This is a genomic window from Moorena sp. SIO4G3 (assembly GCF_010692305.1).
GTDB classification, from domain to species: Bacteria; Cyanobacteriota; Cyanobacteriia; order Cyanobacteriales; family Coleofasciculaceae; genus Moorena; species Moorena producens_A.
This window is the reverse complement of the sequence record NZ_JAAHIG010000043.1, coordinates 1-21,123: the sequence shown is the minus strand read 5'-3', so window position 1 is coordinate 21,123 and position 21,123 is coordinate 1. Positions and strand designations below refer to the sequence as shown.

Annotated in this window: 17 protein-coding genes and 1 pseudogene; 9 read left to right on the top strand and 9 right to left on the bottom strand. The window is 42.8% G+C overall.

The window, feature by feature from the left end:
- The first annotated feature begins 61 nt into the window (after positions 1-61).
- Positions 62-856 (top strand): adenosylcobinamide-GDP ribazoletransferase, encoded by a 795-nt coding sequence (gene cobS / locus F6J99_RS11015; RefSeq protein ID WP_293112961.1) that lies wholly within the window; start codon positions 62-64, stop codon positions 854-856.
- 73 nt (positions 857-929) lie between these two features.
- Here the strand turns inward: cobS and F6J99_RS11010 are convergent, their stop codons facing one another.
- Positions 930-1,379 (bottom strand): PPC domain-containing protein, encoded by a 450-nt coding sequence (locus tag F6J99_RS11010; protein ID WP_070395198.1) that lies wholly within the window; start codon positions 1,377-1,379, stop codon positions 930-932.
- A 439-nt stretch (positions 1,380-1,818) separates the two neighbouring features.
- Between F6J99_RS11010 and F6J99_RS11005 the strand changes: the two genes are divergently transcribed.
- Positions 1,819-2,271, top strand: a complete 453-nt coding sequence (locus F6J99_RS11005) for a helix-turn-helix domain-containing protein (protein ID WP_293112960.1) — start codon at positions 1,819-1,821, stop codon at positions 2,269-2,271.
- On the opposite strand, the gene F6J99_RS11000 is transcribed toward F6J99_RS11005, so the two are convergent.
- The 6 genes and pseudogenes from F6J99_RS11000 to F6J99_RS45540 all read right to left on the bottom strand — a co-directional run.
- Positions 2,209-5,052: a family 10 glycosylhydrolase gene (locus tag F6J99_RS11000; protein ID WP_293112959.1), complete on the bottom strand. Its 2,844-nt coding sequence runs from the start codon at positions 5,050-5,052 to the stop codon at positions 2,209-2,211. The two genes, F6J99_RS11005 and F6J99_RS11000, sit on opposite strands and share 63 nt — an antisense overlap.
- Before the next feature lie 387 nt (positions 5,053-5,439).
- Positions 5,440-5,619 carry a hypothetical protein gene (locus F6J99_RS10995; RefSeq protein ID WP_293112958.1) on the bottom strand — a complete coding sequence of 60 codons (180 nt, stop codon included), beginning with the start codon at positions 5,617-5,619 and terminating at the stop codon, positions 5,440-5,442.
- Positions 5,620-5,737: 118 nt separating this feature from the next.
- Positions 5,738-6,535, bottom strand: a complete 798-nt coding sequence (locus F6J99_RS10990) for a hypothetical protein (RefSeq protein WP_293112957.1) — start codon at positions 6,533-6,535, stop codon at positions 5,738-5,740.
- A 54-nt stretch (positions 6,536-6,589) separates the two neighbouring features.
- Positions 6,590-7,348 (bottom strand): hypothetical protein, encoded by a 759-nt coding sequence (locus tag F6J99_RS10985; protein WP_293112956.1) that lies wholly within the window; start codon positions 7,346-7,348, stop codon positions 6,590-6,592.
- A 42-nt stretch (positions 7,349-7,390) separates the two neighbouring features.
- Positions 7,391-8,167, bottom strand: coding sequence for a GTPase domain-containing protein (locus F6J99_RS10980; protein WP_293112955.1), 777 nt, complete (start codon positions 8,165-8,167; stop codon positions 7,391-7,393).
- Positions 8,168-8,425: 258 nt separating this feature from the next.
- Positions 8,426-8,530 (bottom strand): annotated as a pseudogene (locus F6J99_RS45540) (hypothetical protein); the annotation flags it as partial.
- Positions 8,531-8,760: 230 nt separating this feature from the next.
- On the opposite strand from F6J99_RS45540, the gene F6J99_RS10970 reads away from it, so the two are divergent.
- The 3 genes from F6J99_RS10970 to F6J99_RS10960 are packed head-to-tail and all read left to right on the top strand — an operon-like array spanning position 8,761 to position 9,582.
- Positions 8,761-9,099: a type II toxin-antitoxin system RelE/ParE family toxin gene (locus F6J99_RS10970; protein WP_293112954.1), complete on the top strand. Its 339-nt coding sequence runs from the start codon at positions 8,761-8,763 to the stop codon at positions 9,097-9,099.
- A gap of 7 nt (positions 9,100-9,106) precedes the next feature.
- Entirely contained in the window at positions 9,107-9,406 is a 300-nt protein-coding gene (locus F6J99_RS10965) for a Fis family transcriptional regulator (protein ID WP_293112953.1), read from the top strand.
- A 50-nt stretch (positions 9,407-9,456) separates the two neighbouring features.
- Entirely contained in the window at positions 9,457-9,582 is a 126-nt protein-coding gene (locus F6J99_RS10960; protein WP_293112952.1) for a hypothetical protein, read from the top strand.
- A gap of 71 nt (positions 9,583-9,653) precedes the next feature.
- Here F6J99_RS10960 and F6J99_RS10955 read toward each other — a convergent pair whose 3' ends face one another.
- A complete protein-coding gene (locus F6J99_RS10955) occupies positions 9,654-9,914 on the bottom strand; it encodes a BrnA antitoxin family protein (protein WP_293112951.1) in 261 nt (86 codons plus the stop codon).
- A 499-nt stretch (positions 9,915-10,413) separates the two neighbouring features.
- Between F6J99_RS10955 and F6J99_RS10950 the strand changes: the two genes are divergently transcribed.
- From F6J99_RS10950 to F6J99_RS10930, 4 genes are all read left to right on the top strand, one after another.
- Positions 10,414-12,486: an AAA-like domain-containing protein gene (locus tag F6J99_RS10950; RefSeq protein WP_293112950.1), complete on the top strand. Its 2,073-nt coding sequence runs from the start codon at positions 10,414-10,416 to the stop codon at positions 12,484-12,486.
- A gap of 506 nt (positions 12,487-12,992) precedes the next feature.
- Positions 12,993-17,555: an AAA-like domain-containing protein gene (locus F6J99_RS45535; RefSeq protein ID WP_365973093.1), complete on the top strand. Its 4,563-nt coding sequence runs from the start codon at positions 12,993-12,995 to the stop codon at positions 17,553-17,555.
- Positions 17,556-17,756: 201 nt separating this feature from the next.
- Positions 17,757-17,951, top strand: a complete 195-nt coding sequence (locus F6J99_RS10935; protein ID WP_293112977.1) for a hypothetical protein — start codon at positions 17,757-17,759, stop codon at positions 17,949-17,951.
- A 327-nt stretch (positions 17,952-18,278) separates the two neighbouring features.
- Entirely contained in the window at positions 18,279-19,490 is a 1,212-nt protein-coding gene (locus F6J99_RS10930) for a transposase (protein WP_293112949.1), read from the top strand.
- 11 nt (positions 19,491-19,501) lie between these two features.
- On the opposite strand, the gene F6J99_RS10925 is transcribed toward F6J99_RS10930, so the two are convergent.
- Positions 19,502-20,932, bottom strand: a complete 1,431-nt coding sequence (locus F6J99_RS10925) for a hypothetical protein (RefSeq protein WP_293112948.1) — start codon at positions 20,930-20,932, stop codon at positions 19,502-19,504.
- Positions 20,933-21,123: the final 191 nt, after the last annotated feature.

Genomic DNA, 21,123 nt, shown 5'->3' with positions numbered 1-21,123 from the left:
CCACAAGGCGAGCATTCCTCCCCGGTCTTTAGACGCGGGGTTTCCTGCTACGTAGACGGTTATGAAGTATTTCACTGGACAACAATTTAGGCAATGGGGACGTCAACTTTTCCGTTCTTTGAGTAGTGCTGTAACTTTTTATACTATTATCCCCCTACCAGCTAGCTGGGGAATGGAGTTTCGGGGCATTGCCCGTTGGGCACCGATGATCGGATTGCTGATTGGGGGGATACTTGTAATATTAGACATCTTATTGCAACAGTTAGGGATGCCAGCACTCACTCGCTCTGCTGTAGTTGTGGTCAGCTGGGTTGCCCTGACTGGAGGATTACACTTAGATGGGGTGATAGACGCAGCTGATGGTTTAGCAGTTCCAGATCCCCAGCGCCGTTTAGATGTGATGGCAGATAGTGCTACAGGAGCCTTTGGGGCAATGGCAGCTTGTACTCTATTTTTGCTAAAAACTGCTGCCCTAACTGATATCGGGGCTTATCAGTGGGCAGCTTTGATGGGAGCAGCTGCTTGGGGACGCTGGGGACAAGTAGTAGCGATCGCATTTTATCCCTATCTCAAACCCACCGGTAAAGGGGCATTTCACAAACCATGGATACGTATTCCCCAAGATATTCTCTTGGGATTATTCGTTGTCTTAAGTTTATCTCTAGTGCCAGTGTTGCTAGATCCGACAAATACTTGGTTATCCTTAACCATGGCCATTGGAGGATGTGCGATCGCTCTACTGACTGGCGGCTGGTTTCACCGCCAGCTAGGGGGACATACTGGAGACACTTACGGAGCAGTGGTGGAATGGACAGAAGCCTTGTTTCTTTGCTTACTGACCCTCATCCTCCACTAATTATTTCATTCATTGCTTTGCCAAAGACGACCTGTTGCTTACTTGACCACTGACCGACTCAACCACTAACCCCCTAAATTGGTTTAAGTCGGGTTATCTTTAATCTGAACGTGCCACCGCCCGTTGAGCCAAAGGCACGCACCCTGATAATGTACTCATCTGTTTCAGTTATGCGAGCAAATAATAATGAGTTAGTACTGCCATCGGGTCCATCATCATTTTCCGCTACCATAGAACCGTCAGAAGCTATCACAGAGATCATCGTGTCAAAGTTGTCTGAGTGAAGGTCGATGGCAACTTGGTCTCCCGCATCAAGAGTTACTACATAGTCTCGGGCAAAGCCACCGTCCCCGATCGGAATATCTTTCTGAGTCAGGGTGTCAACAATTTCTTTGCTATGAGAAATTGGCTGCGGATTGTACAGGTTTTGTGCTCTGGCTACCGGTGCAGTTACGCTCGTTGCCAACAACGTTGCTGCCACAGGCATAACCCAGCTAAACCAAGCAGCAAAAGCTTTACTCATTTAAATATATCTTTACGTTAGTAACATTTATAACACTGTACCCTAACCCCCTTAAAAAAGGAGGGTCGTGTGTATGGGCTTGAAGCAGCCCAGGCTATACCCTGACGATACAACCAGCTTACTCTACTGCTGACAGGATGTCTCACCGCCAAATTTTTGATATTGTTCCTACTTAACTATAGTCATTTGACTAGGACAAAAAAGCACAAATTGAATGCGATCGCTATTTCAAGCTTAAGTCTAAATCACCAACTTTATCCAATCATTAAAACCTTCGAGTCAGTTCTCCTCTCTCCTCAAAAAAAACGCCAATTTCTGACACCAAACTGAGGCTATTAAACTTAATAGTTGCTTCGGAAGAGTTTTTTTAACTAGAAGTTGTCAATGATTCATTTTGCCTATATAATAGTATTATCGGAATAGTTAAGGAAAAAGACAAATGAACAAGTGTGTTTGTACTACCGAAGCAGCATCTCTATTAGGTATTTCTTCTCGGCGATTGCGCCAACTTCTAGAGTCTGGGCGAGTTAGGGGTGCTTATAAAAGTGGGAAATTCTGGATTATTCCCTTGTTTAACAATCTGCCCCAAATAACTAAAGGCTCTAGAGGACCAAAAGGCAAATGGCGCACTAATCGTCCTCCGGCTATAGCTAAGATAAATGTCAACCGCAATCACATTGGCTCGAATATCCACAAAAGTCCCGAAGAACGGAAGCCAGTGATTTCCGTAAAACGCAGCGGCAACAATATATACGGCAACCAGGTAGAAATCCTTGGCCCGTGCCGCATTGTTTATAACCCGGATAAACCATTGTCTTGTGGTGCTCGTCTATGGATCGAGACCTTCAGTGATGTCCACTTCATTGGTGGCAGTTTCCCTGCCACTAGCTAATGGTCGATTTTGGAGCGTCCGCTCACCATAGCGCAATAATCGTTGGATCGCTTCCAGACGGTTGTCCCATACCTGAACTTGATACGGTTGCTCAACGGATTGTCCAAACATCCACGTTTGAAAGCGATTACGGAAGGATGACATGGACAATTGTGCTGATAACAAGCTCATCATGGATGGTTTGTCCGCTAGTCGATTCAGCAACAGGGAGAGGGTATCGGCTTGTTGTCCCCAGTCTGAAAGGTCTGGTTCCCCAATTACTATTTGATTATTTGCCAACATAAAACTCCATTCCTGTTGCAGAGCCTGATAACGTTCTGCTGCAGCTAGGAACGGTTGACGGTAAGGTACTTGTACTTCAGTGGTAGGCTCTTCTTGTCCTTGAGTGCGACTTAAAATACCTCTGAGATTATCATTGAGATTTTCTACTGCAAATAGGGCATAGCCAGGAGCTGGTAAATCTCGCAGCAGTTGAATTTGGTCAACAGCTACAATATCGGGCAAATTCAATAGGCGAATTCCTGGCAAAACTAAGGCTGAGCTGATGGAGGATTTGGTTAACCATGGCTGGGCTAATTTCTGTAACTCTTCCGTTTCCAACGCATAAGTCATCGGTACCATCAGGTCAATCTCACCCCGAGACGCCCAATCTTCCCAGTTTTGTTGGATTTTTTGCAATCGGTCTTCCCTAGGCATGGGAAACACAGCAGCAGAGATAATCAAGTCGGAACGTTTCTGGCGCAGCATTTGTGACACTGACTTGACTAAAGTGTCGATTTGCTGTATGCGAAAATCTGTCCACTGTCGCCATAAGTTCTGATCCTTTGGGTCAATCTCAATGGGGTCAACACCGGTCAATGCCTGGAACTGTTCACGGGCTGCCTTACCATAGCCAAAGGTATGCCCAGCTTTGGGGTCTTGAAACGGATAGCGAATATAGTCGAGCTGAATTCCATCTACTTCATAGTTGCTGGCTATTTCTTCCAATAGCTTGGTTAGATAATCCCGCACTTCCGGATTAGCGGGGTCAAGAAATGCCTTTCTAGTTCTCTTGTGAAACACACGTTTTTCGTTATCCAAGATTGCCCAGTCTGGATTCTTGGATAACACTGGTCCGAGATAGTCTGCTGGTTGATCCAAAACCGCATTGTGCCGCTGGTTAGCTGCAGCAAATATCCAAACCCAAGCGTGCAATTCCATCCCTCGTTCATGGGCTAACTTGACTGCTGCTTTTAGGGGATCCCATCCCTCAACCAAGGGATTTTGCTCTGGTGCGATCGCACTCGGGTAAATCGTATAACTAGCGTTAACGGTTTCAAAAAAGATGGTGTGAAAACCAGCTGTAGCCAATTTGTCAAAAATCTTAGCTAAATCTTTTTCAGACTTCGCTTTAACAATAGTACCCCGGTCTAGCCAAATGGCTCGAATCTCTGACTGGGCTAGTTTACGATCAATTGGGTAGTTTTCCCACAGGGTATTTCGTGCTGTCATCCACAGCTGAGTTGCCTTTTGATACTCCCTGCGAGCCACTGCTCGACGGAAATTTTCCAAACCCACTCTGGCCTGATTCAATGCCTCAATAGCTGAGTCAGTAGCTGAATCAGTTTCATCCGTTTTACCCTCAGAGGTTTCCTCGGAAGTTTCCGACACTTGCTTAGTACCAGCAGTGACAAATTGTTCAATAGCAGTGCCTGTAGATAAATTCAGATTACTGTTAGCTGCATCGGCTCTTAGCAAAGCACTTTCAAACCGACCAATCAGATTTTCCAACTCCCGCTCCATCGCAGTAGCTTGCTTTAGGGTTCGAATTCGTCTTCTATATCGTGGTGGTGGGGCTTTTGCTGGCTTGGGTGACGGAGCTAATCGGGAATTAGTAGGCTTGGCTGAAGCATCTGTGTTATTGCCAGACTCTGCATCTTCTGTTTCCACCTGTTTCTGGGCAATAGTGGTGTCGATATCCCGACAATGTTGTGGAGAGTGATCAGAGGATTCAGACGATGTAGATGAATTAGTGGTGAGTTGGACATCAGTGAGCTGGGCATCAGTGACTTGGACATCATAGCGACCAAGAGCCGCTCGTAACCAAGCACTATCGACCTCCGCCGGAGCTACCCGATCGATACCCCAGCGCCAACCAAAAAACGTAGCATTGTTAGAGGTTACTACAGCAGGGGGCTTGTCAACCTGACTCCAGACCGCAGCAGTAGTGGAATTAAGATCAGTAGGAATAAGAGTGCCGCCCTGAATGATACCTGTAATTCCAGTATCCTGCACCCATGTTTGGTTACTGTCTGGGGAAGGATGAAGGATAGAGGGTTGGGTCATCGCAAACCCCCAATAGGCACCCAAAAGCTCACGCAATTCTTTGCGGATGTCAGGTTTGGAAAGTAACCCAGTCGGACCACTGACAATAACTTTTCCTCCTTCTGCAATCCACTCCTGTAACGCTTGGAATTGTTTGGGGTGGAGGAACTCGACATTGGGCAAAAATAGCAAGTTAGTGTTATCGAAGTCAGAGGCTTTCTTAACTTCAGTCAAGTCAACAATACAGTAGTTAACCCCAATTGAATGTAACCGTTTGCTAATGCTAGACCAATGCCCTTGATTATCCCGACTCTTAACTACTCCCAGTTGCACCGTTTCAGCTCTAGCCGCTGGTAACCATGGTAGAGAATTGAGCAAAAGCCCGATCAAGGTACTAACGACAATAGTCTTGAGATCGATAGGATTAGATTTGACTTTGGTTAAATCTCTGATCAAGGGGGTTAGTTGCTTGGACAAAGAGCACTGCCAATTGGAACTACTATCGCTACTCCTGAACACCGTTTACTCCTCAAAATTAGTTATCAAAATCTTAACCTCTGTTGGTAATTAACAAGGTTAGCGAGAAGTGCGGATTTAGATCACACAGATGGTGGCAGGTATAGCGCTACGCGCCAGGCAAAAGGCAAAAGGCAAAAGGCAAAAGGCAATAGTGAATAAAAAAGCTTACTAATCAAGGGATTGAGCGATTTTAATTTTTCTTCATTCGTCAAACACCATAATGCGTAGTGGTATATTGGTTTAATTGTAGTTTATGACTGGTATAACCTATATGGGGTAATATTGTCTGGTGGGCAAAACCGTTTGATGGTTTTGAGTATCAATGATTATCTTACTTTGCCCACCCTACTTTAAATCTTTAATTCTCGTGGAAGGACGGGGATTTAAACCCAAATTTTTAGTAATCGGTTTAACCATTTTGGCATTTTCCCAGAAATGATCATCTAACTCCGGTATATCTGAAGTATCAATGGCAGAGTCAGGAATAGTTTTGATTTCTTCAAGTCGTTTGGGCGAAATACTCATAATACTTTATCTTTGTTATTCTGTTTGTGACTGATACTAAAAAGCGATCGCTAGGTGTAGCGATCTTAAATGTGGGATTCGTTTCTAGGCTCAAAAATATCCCAGAGTTTTGGTAAACCTACCAAAACGTTACCTTAGTCTTTAGGGAAAATTCAAAAATATCTTGCTTAATTTGCTCAAATTTGCCATTCAAATCTAGGGATTTTAGGGATACTGGAACATTTAGGGAAAGTGCCACGTCCAAATTACTTTGGGATTGTTGAGTTACACTCATATAAAACTCTTGTTCTTCTAGGGCAATGCCTGCTTCTGCTAATTCAATAATACCTTCAAAATCATGATCGCGAAACAGCCATTGATATTTTTTAATATATTTTTTAGCATTACCTGGCATTAATTTACCCCCTGAACGAAACTTTTTATTGAGATTCATCTCCTTCTCCACTTTATTGAAGTCAATTTTATTAACATTAGCTTTACCTTTTCCACCCATGTATTTGCCCTGACCCACCCCTTTTTGCTGTTTTTTAGTAATTTGAATTTCTTTCAAATCCACTGAAGCTTCTTTGGCTCCAAGAAACCCCCAGAAATATGTGTAAATATCCCACTTTTTGCGAGCAAATGTGTAATACGCCTGACTAACCTCAACATAATCATCGGAATCATAAGGACTCTGAACTAGAAGGTTTCCAGAATTCAGCAAATCTCCACTATGACTTAATGACTCCAAAAGCGAATTTTCTTCTGGATTATTAATAGCATCGACATTCAACAAAGAAATTTGCTCATGATAAAATAAATCTCGTGCTTCTTGATTGTGAGGAAGATCATACTTAAGGTTTCTTAAGGCACTATCGGAAAGGGCAAGGATAGCCCGACGCTTTTGTTTTTGTGCAGGAAGTTCTGAACGATCCATGGTTACTAGTTTTCTGGTTGAAATTTGAGTTATGTTTTTTTGAACGATCCTAATTTAGCGGATATTTTTGTTGTCTTTTGGTTTGAGCAATGAGCCTATTGGAAGTTTAAATAAAATCAGCAACAAAGCATTATTAACTGAAATCAAGAACGCAATCTTCATGACTAATTGATTAATTATATTGATCATCTGCTGTAGAAATGTATTAATCTCGTTCGGAGCTTGCTGGATAAGTAACTCAAGGAATAATTCAGTTATCTGCATTTGAAGTATCCATCCTAGAATTAATGGTGTTCCTACGACGATTAATCCCCAAACTAATTCTAGTGATAAGTAGCTTACTAATCTCTGTAATTTCCTTCTTTTTTGTAGCTTTACCTTCCTTTCCTCAGCCTGTATCAAGGCATCTTTAATTGTCAATAATGTCTCATTGCTAAATGTTCTATCAATTGATAAAGCAAAATTTTTAATCTCCTTTGAAACTGTTTCAATCCAATCTTTTGATAAATATTTTTCGGGAAAGTATCCATAGCTTAAGATAGGTGAAAGGCGTTCATAATTATCTCGTTCTATTGGAATACTTGTGACCACAAAACTCTTGGTATTGTAATAAATTTTTACGCCTTTATATTCTATATTTATGCCTACTTTATTTTTTTTAGGTAAAACTACTTCATCAATTGCAGAAAGAATAGTCTGTCGTTGTTGCTCATCTTTAACCGGGTGAAGTTCTATCTTTCCTTTGTAGATAATATCTGGATTCGTACTTTTAATTTGCTGCGCCCAGTGGCATAATTCTCTGTTTGTTGTCATTGCTTTATCTCCTTAAGGATTTCATAGTAACAAAAATAAAGATTATTTAAGGTTAGAAATCACCCTGCCCATCATAGCGAGCATGTCTTTTCCTTCTTTTAGACTACCAATAATTATATCTGTAGCTAGCTGTCGATAATCTTTGTCTTGGCTACTACAAGGCTTGATGAGTTTTTTAAATTCTTCCAGATACTTTTGATAATTATTTCCTTGGTCATAATCATGACAGATTTCATCAAAGTGATTTCCAACAATAAAAATTTTTATATTAATTTTGTAATCTTTTGTCCAGTTATATATATCTTCTAAGTCTTTTTGAATTTGTGAATTACTTACTTTTTCTTCATCTTGGCTATCTTGATTACTACGTAATTCATAAGCATTAATCAAATAAATTATAATATCACACCCTTTTATATGCTTTTTCCACCTCACTTTGCTCCTTCCAGGAACATCAACAGTCGCTCTAAATATAACTTGCTGAGACTTTTTCTGATGTTGACCAACCATTATATCTAATTTGACTCGCTTAGTTGGTTCTGGATGGGTATTTGATTTTGGCAATATGCCTTGTACCGTTACCATACCTAAAGCTTGATACAGGGTTGTTTTACCAGAACCACTACGTCCTAGTAATATCATCTTATAACCTATAATTTTACGATAGATATCACGATAGAAGTTTAAACATAATTGTGATAATTGTGATTGTGATAATTGTGGGAAAAAGATTGCTAAGATTGCTAAGATTGCTAAGATTGCTAAGATTGCTAAGATTGCTAAGATTGCTAAGACGATCAGTAACTCTAAAGGCTCCATGAGTGTTTAATAGTGGAAACTCGGGGGTAACGCTGATTGTAAGCATTCAGCTAATCCACTACCTGCTGAATGCTGAGTGCTGATAGCTGATTTTACAGTATCTATAGACTTATCTGGCTAAGCACCAAAAGTTATGCAGGAAATTTTTTTATCTCAACTGGAATTGCCGCATAGCTCCCGCCAGGATTTGCCTAATGACCACTGCTCCACTAGACCAATTAACCTATGCTCTGACCAAACCGGTAAGGCGACATGATATCAGAGCTGTAGCTGAAATACTTGATGCCGAATCCTCCTGAGGTTTGCTAATGCTTCTAGCACTTCCGCACTTGGTTTATAGTTTGTCCAACTATCCGGTCTAGGGGTTTCGGTAACTAAACCAGAGCAAGCTGCTGCGAGTTGGTGGGGGTCTAAGTCATCTAATTATACCGACAGCATGGCTAAAGCTAGCCAGAATTAATTATATCCTGAGCTTTGCTTCGACTGCTATATTTGAGTAACTCAATCGCTACATCGTTTACAGTAAGGGAGTTTGAGGTGTAAAGTAGTACAAATGAACGGAGGACTTCAGTCAAAAATGGTACATCAGCTCAATGACCTCTAAACGAATTCCTGCTAAGTTTTATAAAACTGAATCTGATAACGAACCGGTCCGTGATTGGCTCTTAAGTTTAGACAAGGAGGAACGGCGGTTAATTGGCACAGACATCAAAACTGTTGAGTACGGCTGGCCTATTGGTATGCCTACCTGTCGCCCGATGGGAAATGGTTTATTTGAAGTCCGTACTAACTTACCTAATGGCCGCACTGCCCGGGTTATTTTCTGCATTCATAACAATCAAATGGTTTTGTTACATGGATTCATCAAAAAAACTGAAAAAACGCCCAAACACGAATTAGCTTTAGCTTTACAAAGAAAAGGTAACTTATAAAAATCAAATGAATAATAATCCTTATATCGGTTCTTCCTTAGATGAACTTTTAGAAGAAGATAACATCCTTGCTGAAGTTGAAGCGGTAGCTCTCAAACGAGTGTTAGCTTGGCAAATCGAACAAGCAATGCTTGAAAAAGGACTGACTAAAACTGAAATGACCAAGGTCATGAAAACTAGTCCTGCGGCATTAGATCGTCTTTTAGATCCCAACAATACCTCTGTAACCCTGAACACAATTGAACGAGCAGCTAATGCACTGGGTAAGCGGTTACAGCTTCAATTGATTGATGGTGATGTTATATAGGGGTTTTCAATAGGCAATAGGCATGCTAGCAATAGGCAAGCATATGCGCTATGCGCACGCGTGCGCGTTCAGCGGTCAGCCGTCAGCGGTCAGCCGTCAGCGGTCAGCCGTCAGCGGCCAACTTTGTGGCACAGGCTTCGACACCAATGTTATTCACAAGCTGTTCGTTCGCGTAGCGTGCGCGTAGCGCTTAAGCTGATAGCTGATCGCTTACGAATTAGCTGAGATTAACGGAATAGTTTTACCATCAATGATTACTTTTGTTTAGTTGATGATTCACATAACTACGAAGAACGTTATTAATCGATGATTGATAGCCTTTTCCTTGACTTTTAAACCAGTCTATGATGTCACTATCTAAGGGAATAGAAATCGCTTTTTTAGTAATTGGTTTAACCATTTTGGCATTTTCCCAGAAATGATCATCTAACTCAGGTATATCTGAAGTATCAATGTCAGAGTCAGGAATAGTTTTAATTTCTTCAAGTCGTTTGGGCGAGATACTCATAATACTTTTTCCTTGTCTTGCAGCGGTCAGTGGTCAGCTAACATAACAAATATTAAACAAATCCTAACCTGTTTTATTCAACAATTCTTGCGCGTGGCACAGGCTTCGAGGCTATGATGTAGCCCATAAGCTGATAACTGATTGCTGTTCGCGTAGCGTGCGCGTAGCCCATAAGCTGTTCGCTGATCGCTGACCTAGGGAGTAGGAGTATGAAGTAGGGTGAAGTAAATTGGATGGCTCTGATAATTATCAGAAACGCTAGAATTACTGATAAGGAAATATATAGCGTTTGTGTTTGAGATGTAAACCTTTATGGTTTTTTTTCTTGGAAAATAAAACTCCGAATCTCTTTCCCCTCCTGGGAGGGGTTAGGGGTGGGTTACTTTTGCCTCTTGCCTATTGCCTATTGCCTTTTTCAGCAATTCCTGTGTTTACAACCCAGATCCAAACGCTATAAACCCTACCGAAATTAATATCCTGGATAGGTTGGGCATCTCCCATGAAAACTAATAAGCATCGGTCAGTCTGTGGGAAATTAAAGCAGCAGTTAAATAACAGAGTTAAACGCTGGTTTAATTCCCCTAAAAATAGTCATAGCAGCACCACACAAACAATAACTGTTACTGTGGCAGAGCCTTATGCTCCCTACAAACCTCCCTCAACTACTAAGCCACCTAACCACAGCAACGGCGTAAGTCATCTTACCTGGCCTCCTGGTTATCGGCTACAAAACGGTAAGTACACCATCGAAAAAAAATTAGGAGAAGGTGGGCTGGGTATTACCTATTTAGCCCGAAATAATAAAACACGCGATCGCATTGTTATTAAAACTATCCTTAATCATGTACTCCGCCAAGATAATTTATTAGAATATTGGAAAATTTTTGCCAACGAAGCAGTAAAGTTAGCCCAATGTAGCTGTGGGAATCCTCATCTAGTCAGCTTATGTGAAGAAATCATCCGAGAAGGTGAATTGCCTTGCCTAATCATGGAATACATCGAGGGGGAAACCTTGTCGGATCTGGTGAAACGGCAGGGTGTGCTTTCGGAAGAGAAAGCCTTGCTTTACATCGGGCAAATTGGTAGCGCTCTGTGGGACATTCATCAGCAAGGGTTGCTCCATCGGGATGTTAAACCCAATAACATCATGGTTCGGAACGATGGTTCTGGTGCGGTGTTGATTGATTTGGGTATTGCTACTAAGTTTGTCCCTGGGGTTACCCAAACTCATCTGTGTGGGCGGACTCCAGGTTATGCTCCGCTGGAACAATATGAGTTCCGAGCGCAACAGGGTCCCTATACCGATGTCTATGCTTTGGCCGCTACCTTGTATGTGCTCTTAACTGGAAATGAACCACTACCAGCTGATGAGCGGGTTGAGGGAACTGTATTACCACCACCAAAGGATTTGAATCCTCAGATTAGCGATCGCATAAATCGAGCCATTCTTCATGGTATGAATTTAGTGGCTAGGGATCGCCCTCAGTCTATACCAGAATTTTTAACATTACTGGGTATTGAATTACCAACTAATAATAGCACAAATAGCACCAATAATCAACCACATCAAACCGCTCAAGTTGGAGACTTTTATATAGAACGTCCCCAAGATACTGAGTGTTATCAAAAGATTGTACAACCAGGAGCGCTAATTCGGATTAAAGCACCCAAGCTGATGGGTAAAACCTTACTCAGTCATCGGATTCTTGATTATGCTAAATCTAGGGATTATCGCAGAGTTTATTTGAATCTGAATGAATTCCCTTGCCATGACTTGGATATATTTTTACAGTCTTTTTGTGTGCGGGTTACTCAAAAATTGAAATTGCCCAATCAGTTGCAAAATTATTGGGAAGATAGTTTTTTTACCAGTGAAGTAAAGTGTAGCACCTACTTTGAAGAGTATTTGTTGGTTTCTTCAGAGAGTCCTTTGGTTTTATGTCTCGATAACCTAGAGCGAGTTTTTCCTCATCAACACGTTGCTGAAGGTTTTCTTACTTTGCTGCGGAGTTGGCATGAAAATGGCCAGTTTTATGATAGCTGGAAAAGACTGCGGTTGATAGTGGTTTATTCTACGGAAGTTTATATTGAATTGGCTATCAATAAGTCGCCTTTTAATGTAGGATATCCTGTAGATTTAACTGATTTTACTTTGAATCAGGTTCAGAAATTGGCTAGATTTCATGGTCTAAATTTATCAGTTATTTTACTACATGAATTAATGAGTATGGTAGGAGGACATCCTTATTTATTACAGTTAGCTTTTTCTACTCTTAGCAAAAATCCCAACATCACCATCGAGCATCTTTTAGAAACAGCCCCAACAGAATCAGGGATTTATCGCCATCATTTGCGAGAGCTTTTAAATAATCTCATGCTCCATCCCAATTTACTAAACGCTTTCAAAAAATTACTGACAACTACTCAAGCAGTGCGCCTGGATTATAAGGAAACCTATCTGTTAGAAAGTCTGGGATTAGTCAGAGCAATCGGTAATGATTGTATTCCCAGATATAATTTGTATCGTGAGTATTTTAGTAATCGACTTTTAGAGTTGCGTAGGGTGCGTTAGGGACGGGCTTACCCTGATTTTCAGGCTCAAATCCCGGGTTGCGATCGTCCGTCCCGTAACGCACCAAGGGACGGGCTATGCCAACAGTGGCTATCGATAAAATCAGGGCTTGCCCAAAGGTGGTGCGTTACGGGGCGGGCTATCCCAACACTGGCTCTCGGTGTTGAACATGATGGCAAGCCCGCCCCTAACGCACCCTACGCAACTACTCGAATATCTTCACTAACCCCTCCCAGGAGGGGAAAGATATTCGGAGTTTTGTTGTCCAATACAAAAAGACATCCTAGGTTGACATCTCAAATACAAACCCTATAGCTGATATAGCGTTTATAAATGAATTGTAAACAGCAATTATAGTTTTTTCCATTCCCAAAAATCCCTATATAATAGTTGATTACCTCTTGCCTCTTGCCTCTTGCCTCTTGCCTCTTGCCTCTTGCCTACTCCCTACTCCCTACTCCCTACTCCCTACTCCCTACTCCCTACTCCCTACTCCCTTTCCTACCATGACCAACCAACCAACAATCTATCAAGTTGGGGGAAGTTTACCTAACGATGCTGCTACTTATGCAGTCAGAAAAGCTGATACGGAAATTTTTGATGCTTTGATGGCTGGGGAATTTTGTTATGTGCTCAACTCGCGACAGATGGGTAAGTCTAGTTTGCGGGTAAAAACAATGCAAAGACTAATAGATAGGGGAGTAGCTTGTGCTTCTGTTGATGTTACCCAAATTGGCAATTACGTAACGTCAGAGCAATGGTATGCCAGCTTAATTAAGACTCTGGTAAATAGTTTTAAGCTCTCAGATAAATTCAAGGTTTTACCTTGGTTACGAGAGCGTCAGCAACTCTCCCCAGTAATGTGGTTGGGTGAGTTTATTGAAGAGGTGCTGTTGTCAGAGATTCCAGGAAAAGTTGTTATATTTTTAGATGAAATTGACAGTATTATTAAAGTAGAGTTTAAAGATGATTTCTTTGCTTTTATTCGCAGTTGTTATAACCAAAGAGCAGAAAATCCTGTCTATAATCGGCTGAATTTTTGTTTGCTGGGAGTAGCAACTCCAGCGGATTTGATTCAGGATAAACAGCGCACTCCCTTTAATATTGGTCGGGATATTGAACTGACTGGGTTTACCTTTGAAGAGGCGAAAACACCTCTGCTCCCTGGTTTGGTAGGGAAAGTGGATAATCCTGAACAGGTGTTAGCTGAGATATTGCACTGGACGGGGGGACAACCGTTTCTGACCCAGAAGTTGTGTAAGTTAATGGTGGAGCATTCTCAAGCTTCCCCCTTATTAAGGGGGACGGGAGGGGGATCTATCCACAGCAGTTCAAGACTGGGATCCCCCCTAACCCCCCTTAACAAGGGGGGAACTTCTGGAGGGGGATCCATCCATAGCACTCCGGGATTGGGATCCCCCCTAACCCCCCTTAACAAGGGGGGAACTTCTGGAGGGGGATCCATCCACAGCAGTTCAAGACTGGGATCCCCCCTAACCCCCCTTAACAAGGGGGGAACTGGAGTTGAGGGCACTGGAGTTGAGGGCACTTCTGGAGAGGGTACCAACCATGCTCAAGCTTCCCCCTTATTAAGGGGGACGGGAGGGGGATCTATCCATAGCACTTCTGGAGGAGGTACTAAGCCTGCTCAAGCTTCCCCCTTATTAAGGGGGACGGGAGGGGGATCCCATTGCAGCACTACAGTTGCACAGGTTGCCCATACCCAAATTATTGATAATTGGGTATCTCAGGATAAGCCAGAGCATTTGAAGACCATACGCGATCGCATTCTCAGAAATGAGCAACGGGCGAGTAGGCTGTTGGGATTGTATCAGCACGTATTAGATCAGGGTAGTATTGCTGCTGATGGCAGTGAAGAACAGACAGAATTAAGGCTATCGGGGTTGGTAGTGGAGCGGGATGGCTGTTTGACGGTTAACAACCGGATTTATGGCAGTGTTTTTGATCGGGATTGGGTTAAGCAAGAATTGGCTAGACTGCGTCCCTACTCTGAAGCCTTTACCGCTTGGGTTGAGTCTGGGTGTCACGATGAAGCTCGTTTGTTGCGGGGGGTGGCCTTAGAGAATGCTCAAGATTGGGCTAAGGATAAAAGTTTGAGCGATTTGGATTATCAGTTTTTGGTAGCTGGTCAGGAATTAGACCGCAGGGTATTGGCAGAAGAAAGTCGAATATTAGCTAAGGCCAATGATACCTTAACTGAGGCTCAAAAGAAAGCCAAGAAAACTATACTCATAGGGGGTATTAGTCTGGGTTTGTTCTCAGTTGTAGCAATAATTATTGCTATGATAACTGCTCAACAAATCAAAGAAGCTATAACAGGTACGCGACTAGAACAACAAGGGATTAGTTTTTTACGAGGGTTACCAGAGGATAATGTTTACTATAGCACCACCAGTGAAGAAGGGGTAGAGCTTTTATACTCAGCCATGGAGACTGGGCAACAGCTATTTAATATCGTTAAAGATGGTCGCACCCTGGATAAGTATCCTGCTATTAGTCCTCTCTATGTTCTACAGCAGAGTCTTAGTAAATTCAAAGAAAAGAGAAGATTTCGAGGACATATTGACTCGGTAAATAGTGTAAGTTTTAGCCCCGATGGTAAAACCCTGGCTACGGCATCATCAGACCATACGGTCAGAGTTTGGGATTTAGAAGGAAATCAATTAGCTCTGTTTAAAGGACATATTCGTTCGGTAAATAGTGTAAGTTTTAGCCGAGATGGTAAAACCATCGCTACCGCATCAGACGACAATACGGTCAGAGTTTGGGATTTAGAAGGAAATCAATTAGCTCTGTTGAAAGGACATCAATCCTCGGTAAATAGTGTAAGTTTTAGCCGAGATGGTAAAACCATCGCTACCGCATCAGACTACAGAACTGTCAGAGTTTGGGATTTAGAAGGAAATCAATTAGCTCTGTTTAAAGGACATCAATCCTCGGTAAATAGTGTAAGTTTTAGTCCCGATGGTAAAACCATCGCTACCGCATCAAACGACAAAACGGTCAGAGTTTGGGATTTAGAAGGAAATGAATTAGCACTGTTTAAAGGACATCAAGACCGGGTATGGAGTGTAAGTTTCAGCCCCGATGGTAAAACCCTGGCTACGGCATCAAACGACAATACGGTCAGAGTTTGGGATTTAGAAGGAAATCAATTAGCACTGTTTAAAGGACATGAATCCTCGGTAAATAGTGTAAGTTTTAGCCGAGATGGTAAAACCCTGGCTACGGCATCAGACGACAATACGGTCAGAGTTTGGGATTTACAAGGAAATCAATTAGCACTGTTTAAAGGGCATCAAGACTGGGTAAATAGTGTAAGTTTTAGTCCTAATGGTAAAACCCTGGCTACGGCATCAAGAGACTATACGGTCAGAGTTTGGGATTTAGAAGGAAAGGATTTCCTGGTACTGTGGTTAAAAACGTGGCTGGAACTGGCGGAATTATATGATATAAGCTTGCCTTATCTCGGTATATATCGCAAAGCCGGGAGAGCCGAAGGAAATGAATTAGATTGGTTGAGAAGACATCAAGGCTGGGCAAATAGTGTAAGTTTTAGCCGAGATGGTAAAACCCTGGCTGTAGCATCTGACGACAATACGGTCAGAGTTTGGGATTTGGAAGGAAATCAATTAGCACTGTTTAAAGGACATCAATCCTCGGTATATAGTGTAAGTTTTAGCCCCGATGGTAAAACCCTGGCTACGGCATCATACGACCAAACTGTCAGAGTTTGGGATTTGGAAGGAAATCAATTAGCACTGTTTAAAGGACATCAATCCTCGGTAAATAGTGTAAGTTTTAGTCCTAATGGTAAAACCCTGGCTACGGCATCAGACGACAAAACGGTCAGACTCTGGGATTTAGAAGGAAATCAATTAGCTCTGTTTAAAGGACATCAATCCTCGGTAAATAGTGTAAGTTTTAGTCCTAATGGTAAAACCCTGGCTACGGCATCAGACGACAAAACGGTCAGAGTTTGGGATTTACAAGGAAATCAATTAGCACTGTTTCAAGGACATATTGACTCGGTAGAGAGTGTAAGTTTTAGCCCCGATGGTAAAACCCTGGCTACGGCATCAGACGACAAAACGGTCAGAGTTTGGGATTTACAAGGAAATCAATTAGCACTGTTTCAAGGACATATTGACTCGGTAGAGAGTTTAAGTTTTAGCCCCGATGGTAAAACCCTGGCTACGGCATCATGGGACAAAACGGTCAGACTCTGGGCGGTTGAAGATTTAGGTGAGATGCTGGCTCGGGGCTGTAAGTTGCTCGAAGGTTACTTTGTGGAGAATTTTGAAGCTTTAGAAAGCTTAAGCTCATGTCAAGATTCAGTTGACAAAGTAGCAGTAGCTCCCGGTCTTGTTAAACAAGGTGAGAAATTAGCTAAAGAGGGGGATGTGGATGGTGCTATTGCTAAGTTCCAAAAAGCCAAAGCATGGAATCCGGAGCTGGAATTAGAGCCAGATAAAAAAGCCAAACAGCTAGCAGCACCCGTTAAAGTTGAAGAAGGTGAGTATTTAGCAAGACAGGGGAATGTTGAGGGTGCTATTGCTAAGTTTCAAGAAGCCAAAGCATGGAATCCCGAGCTAGAATTAGAGCCAGAGATAAAAGCCAAACAGCTAGCAGCAACTGCTAAAGTCAGACAAGGTGAGTGGTTAGCTAAAGAGGGTGAATTAACCAAAGCCCTATCTCTCTATAAAGAAGCCCAACAACTAGATCCAAACCTAGAAATTTATGCTGATTCTTGGAACGCACTCTGTTGGTTTGGTAGCCTCCATGGATATGCTGCTGACGTGATGGATGCCTGTGAAAAAGCAATAGCCAAAGCACCTAAATATAAATATGAAAGATATCAACATAGTCGTGGTGTGGCTAGAGCCCTGACTGGGGATACCGCAGGAGCGATATCAGATTTTCAGGCATATGTAGACTGGGCCAGCAATGATCACTGGAAAGCAAAAGTGCAAAAATGGATAGATGAGCTCCGGGCTGGTAAGAATCCTTTTACGGAAGAGGTGTTGAAGGATTTACTTGAGGAGTAAGGGTAGGGAAGGCAAGAGGCAAGAGTTTCCCTGCTCCCGACCCCTTTGTAACAAAATTTTTCAAAATATGTTATAATATAATATTTTTGTGCTATACTAAAAAGGTGGGCGCTGAGACGCCCAGAGTCAAGAGCTAGCCCGTAGATGTTGGACCGTCACCGGGCTAGCTCTGGCTCCCCTAAAAAAGGAGATGGTTTGATTATGAACTATTCGGAACGCCTTCATCCGTGGGTGGTCATTAGGCTATTACCGGAAATGCAGCGAGTTGTTGTTGCTCGCTTTCGCAATCGATCGGATGCGGAAGGACATTTGTGGGCTCTGAAACGATTAATGCCGGATGCGGAATTTATAATTGTTTTTGATATTGGTAAGAATCCTATTGATCAGGAATCGTAAATTATAAATAGTAGGGAATAGGGAACAGGGAACAGGGAACAGGGGATCAGGAGGGAGATTACCTAGAAAAATGTTGTTTTTTGATAACTGATTGTAGCGTTTATCGCAGTTATCAGGTACATTATTCTTTGACCTTGATTCCCTGTTTTGATTAAGCGATCGCTATTCCCTATTCCATCACTTCCCCTCCTGGGAGGGGTTAGGGGTGGGTTCTTATTCCCTGCTCCCTGCTCCCTGCTCCCTGCTCCCTGCTCCCTTTTTGTTTGGACTTGACATATTACGCTTATTGTGTTAGCGTAATTAGAGAACAGAAGAGGTCGATTTCTGATGATCATACTTGAGTTTAAAGCCTACGGTAAACCCCATCAATATCAAGCTATAAACGAAGCAATTCGGACGGTTAAATTTATCCGGAATAGCTGCATTCGTTTATGGATAGATAACAAAGGGACAGGGAAATACGACCTTAGCAAGTACTGCAAAATACTAGCTAAAAAATTCCCTTTTGCCAATGAACTAAACTCTACTGCTCGACAAGCTGCGGCTGAAAGAGCATGGTCATCAATTTCTCGCTTCTTTGAAAACTGCAAGAAAAAAGTACCTGGCAAGAAAAGCTATCCTCGTTTTCAGAAACACTGTAGGTCGGTTGAGTATAAGCAATCAGGATGGAAACTTTCCCCTGACAATAAAACAATTACATTCAGTGACAAGAAAGGAATAGGGAAGTTAAAACTCAAGGGTACCTGGGACTTATGGCGCTTTGACAAGAAGCAAATCAAACGGGTTCGCATTTTTAAAAGGGCTGATGGTTATTATGTTCAGTTTTTCATCTCTGTGACGAACGAAGAACAATTAGACCCGGTTGACGCTACTGTAGGATTGGACGTAGGACTAAAAGAATTCTATACCGATTCTAGGGGAAACACTGAACCCAATCCCATATTTTACCGTAAAGGAGAAAAGCGACTAAAGTTTTACCAACGTCGAGTTTCTCGAAAAAAGAAAGGCTCTGCTAACCGTAAGAAGGCCGTTAATAGATTAGGTAAACAGCACCTCAAAATAAGTAGGCAGCGTAAAGAACATGCCAAGAGACTGGCACGTTGCGTAATCCGGTCTAACGACCTGGTCGCCTATGAAGATTTGAGGGTAAAAAATCTGGTTAAAAACCATTGTTTAGCTAACTCTATTAACGATGCAGGTTGGTATCAGTTTAGGAAATGGTTAGAGCATTTTGGCAAGAAGTTTGGTAGAGTCACGGTTGCAGTGAATCCTGCCTATACAAGTCAAAATTGCCCAGAATGCGGCGAGGTAGTCAAGAAGTCGCTATCAACTAGGACTCACGTCTGCAAATGTGGTTGTAAATTAGACCGAGACCACAACGCCGCAGTCAACATCCTGAAAAAAGCCTTGGGTACGGTGGGGCACACCGGAACCTGGATCATCGATCCGAACACTTCGGGAGATTTAACCTCTACTGCTCTTGGTTCCGGCCAGGTTCAGCAAGTCGAATCGTTGAACGAAGAATCCCCGCGCCTTTAGGTCGGGGAGTGTCAATTCACTCTTTCATTAACCGGAAAGCGGTCAAGTAACTGAGCAGCACGAATCGCATTAGCTTTTAAAGACTCTGATAGAGGCAACACATGGGGAATTTGGGATAATATATCTAAGGTTCGACGTAAAATTCGCACCACATCCCCTTCATCTAAGCTGGTATTACCGCATATCTCCCGCCAGGATTTGCCTAATGACCACTGTTCTATTAGACCAATTAACCTATCCTCTGACCAAACCGGTAAGGCGACATGATATCGACGCTGTAGCTGAAATACTTGACGCCGAATCCTCCTGAGGTTTGCCAATGCCTCTAGCACTTCGTCACTTGGTTTATAGTTTGTCCAACTATCCGGTCTAGGGGTTTCGGTAACTATAGCAGAGCAAGCTGCTGCCAGTTGGTGGGGGTCTAAGTCATCTAATTCTCCCGACAGCATGGCTAAAGCTAGCCACAACTCATTTTCTCCCCGAACCGAAGCAGCCACTTGCCCCAGAACAGTGGGAGTTAAGTCCTCCAAAGAACCAGATGCCTTTAAAATTTCAATCAGGTTCAGAAATTCGTGCCAATGCTGAGCCTGGTATTCTCGGAATTTAGCTTGACGTTGGTTAATTTGCTCCTGCAAAAACAACCGTTTTTTGTGGCGTTTGATCAGTTGAGAAGGATTACCCCACTGACGAAGAGCATGGGTTTCCATTTGACCCTCTAGATCAGCAACAACACCTTGTTGCTCCCTCACTTCTGGAGCAACCCAGAGTTGAGCAATGGTGGGAACTTGGTTAGCCAAGGCTTCAGTATCTTCATTTCCGCTTTTGACTTGACCTGGTTTAATCTCAAGTCCCTCTAAAGGCTGGAGAGTTCCAATATCAAGGCATCGAAGATTGATAATGTCAGAGGATTCACCTTGAGTTGAGCCGGTTGAGTAATCTTCCGTAGAGCCATTGGATGCTTGGTCATCGGCCACTTCAGGAAAGCCATCTAACCCCATCACATCAGCAGTTGTTGCCACATACCATCGGTTAGCAGCACTTAAGCACACCAGATAGGGGAATTGACCGGAACCCTTTTGTTTAGCCACCAAAACAGCTGGAACAGGAGAAGACACTGGCACATTCTTGCCCTTGAGATAAAGAATGACTCCCGGTTGCACCTGTTGTAGTAATTGGGATACGGCTTTAGAAACAGATGCCTCTGCTTGGTGTTGCAGGTCTTTAAGGATGCGGCGCTCTACTTTCAGGTGTTCCTTCAGTTTTTGATAGCCTTCCATTACTGCCACATCTACCGGTGCCAGTTGAAAATCAATTCTCGTCAGTTCCGCAGTCAGTTCAGTAATTGCCTGTTGTTGAGGTTTGAGGTACAAAGTAGCTAGATACTGAGCAAAGCTGCGTTCAACTAATTCCTTGGCTTGAGGAAGAGAGTGAGTTTGCAACAAATTCAGTACCATACCATAGGTAGGGGTAAACTGACTAACTAGGGGATCAGCACCAGCCGTTGCCAGATAAGCCGCCTCCTTAGCCCCTTCAAAGAGGTGTGCAACAATCGGCCGGAGTCATCCTGCATCTTGTCGAGGATAAAGTTGGTCGCGTCGCCAGCCATGGTAAGGTAGTCCTGCTCGCCCAGCAC

Bases quoted from the DNA above. Each gene is read 5' to 3' on its own strand.
- cobS (WP_293112961.1), top strand. From the start codon at position 62: ATGAAGTATTTCACTGGACAACAATTTAGGCAATGGGGACGTCAACTT.
- F6J99_RS11010 (WP_070395198.1), bottom strand. From the start codon at position 1,379: ATGAGTAAAGCTTTTGCTGCTTGGTTTAGCTGGGTTATGCCTGTGGCA.
- F6J99_RS11005 (WP_293112960.1), top strand. From the start codon at position 1,819: ATGAACAAGTGTGTTTGTACTACCGAAGCAGCATCTCTATTAGGTATT.
- F6J99_RS10995 (WP_293112958.1), bottom strand. From the start codon at position 5,619: ATGAGTATTTCGCCCAAACGACTTGAAGAAATCAAAACTATTCCTGAC.
- F6J99_RS10990 (WP_293112957.1), bottom strand. From the start codon at position 6,535: ATGGATCGTTCAGAACTTCCTGCACAAAAACAAAAGCGTCGGGCTATC.
- F6J99_RS10985 (WP_293112956.1), bottom strand. From the start codon at position 7,348: ATGACAACAAACAGAGAATTATGCCACTGGGCGCAGCAAATTAAAAGT.
- F6J99_RS10980 (WP_293112955.1), bottom strand. From the start codon at position 8,167: ATGGAGCCTTTAGAGTTACTGATCGTCTTAGCAATCTTAGCAATCTTA.
- F6J99_RS10970 (WP_293112954.1), top strand. From the start codon at position 8,761: ATGACCTCTAAACGAATTCCTGCTAAGTTTTATAAAACTGAATCTGAT.
- F6J99_RS10965 (WP_293112953.1), top strand. From the start codon at position 9,107: ATGAATAATAATCCTTATATCGGTTCTTCCTTAGATGAACTTTTAGAA.
- F6J99_RS10960 (WP_293112952.1), top strand. From the start codon at position 9,457: ATGCGCACGCGTGCGCGTTCAGCGGTCAGCCGTCAGCGGTCAGCCGTC.
- F6J99_RS10955 (WP_293112951.1), bottom strand. From the start codon at position 9,914: ATGAGTATCTCGCCCAAACGACTTGAAGAAATTAAAACTATTCCTGAC.
- F6J99_RS10950 (WP_293112950.1), top strand. From the start codon at position 10,414: ATGAAAACTAATAAGCATCGGTCAGTCTGTGGGAAATTAAAGCAGCAG.
- F6J99_RS45535 (WP_365973093.1), top strand. From the start codon at position 12,993: ATGACCAACCAACCAACAATCTATCAAGTTGGGGGAAGTTTACCTAAC.
- F6J99_RS10935 (WP_293112977.1), top strand. From the start codon at position 17,757: ATGAACTATTCGGAACGCCTTCATCCGTGGGTGGTCATTAGGCTATTA.
- F6J99_RS10930 (WP_293112949.1), top strand. From the start codon at position 18,279: ATGATCATACTTGAGTTTAAAGCCTACGGTAAACCCCATCAATATCAA.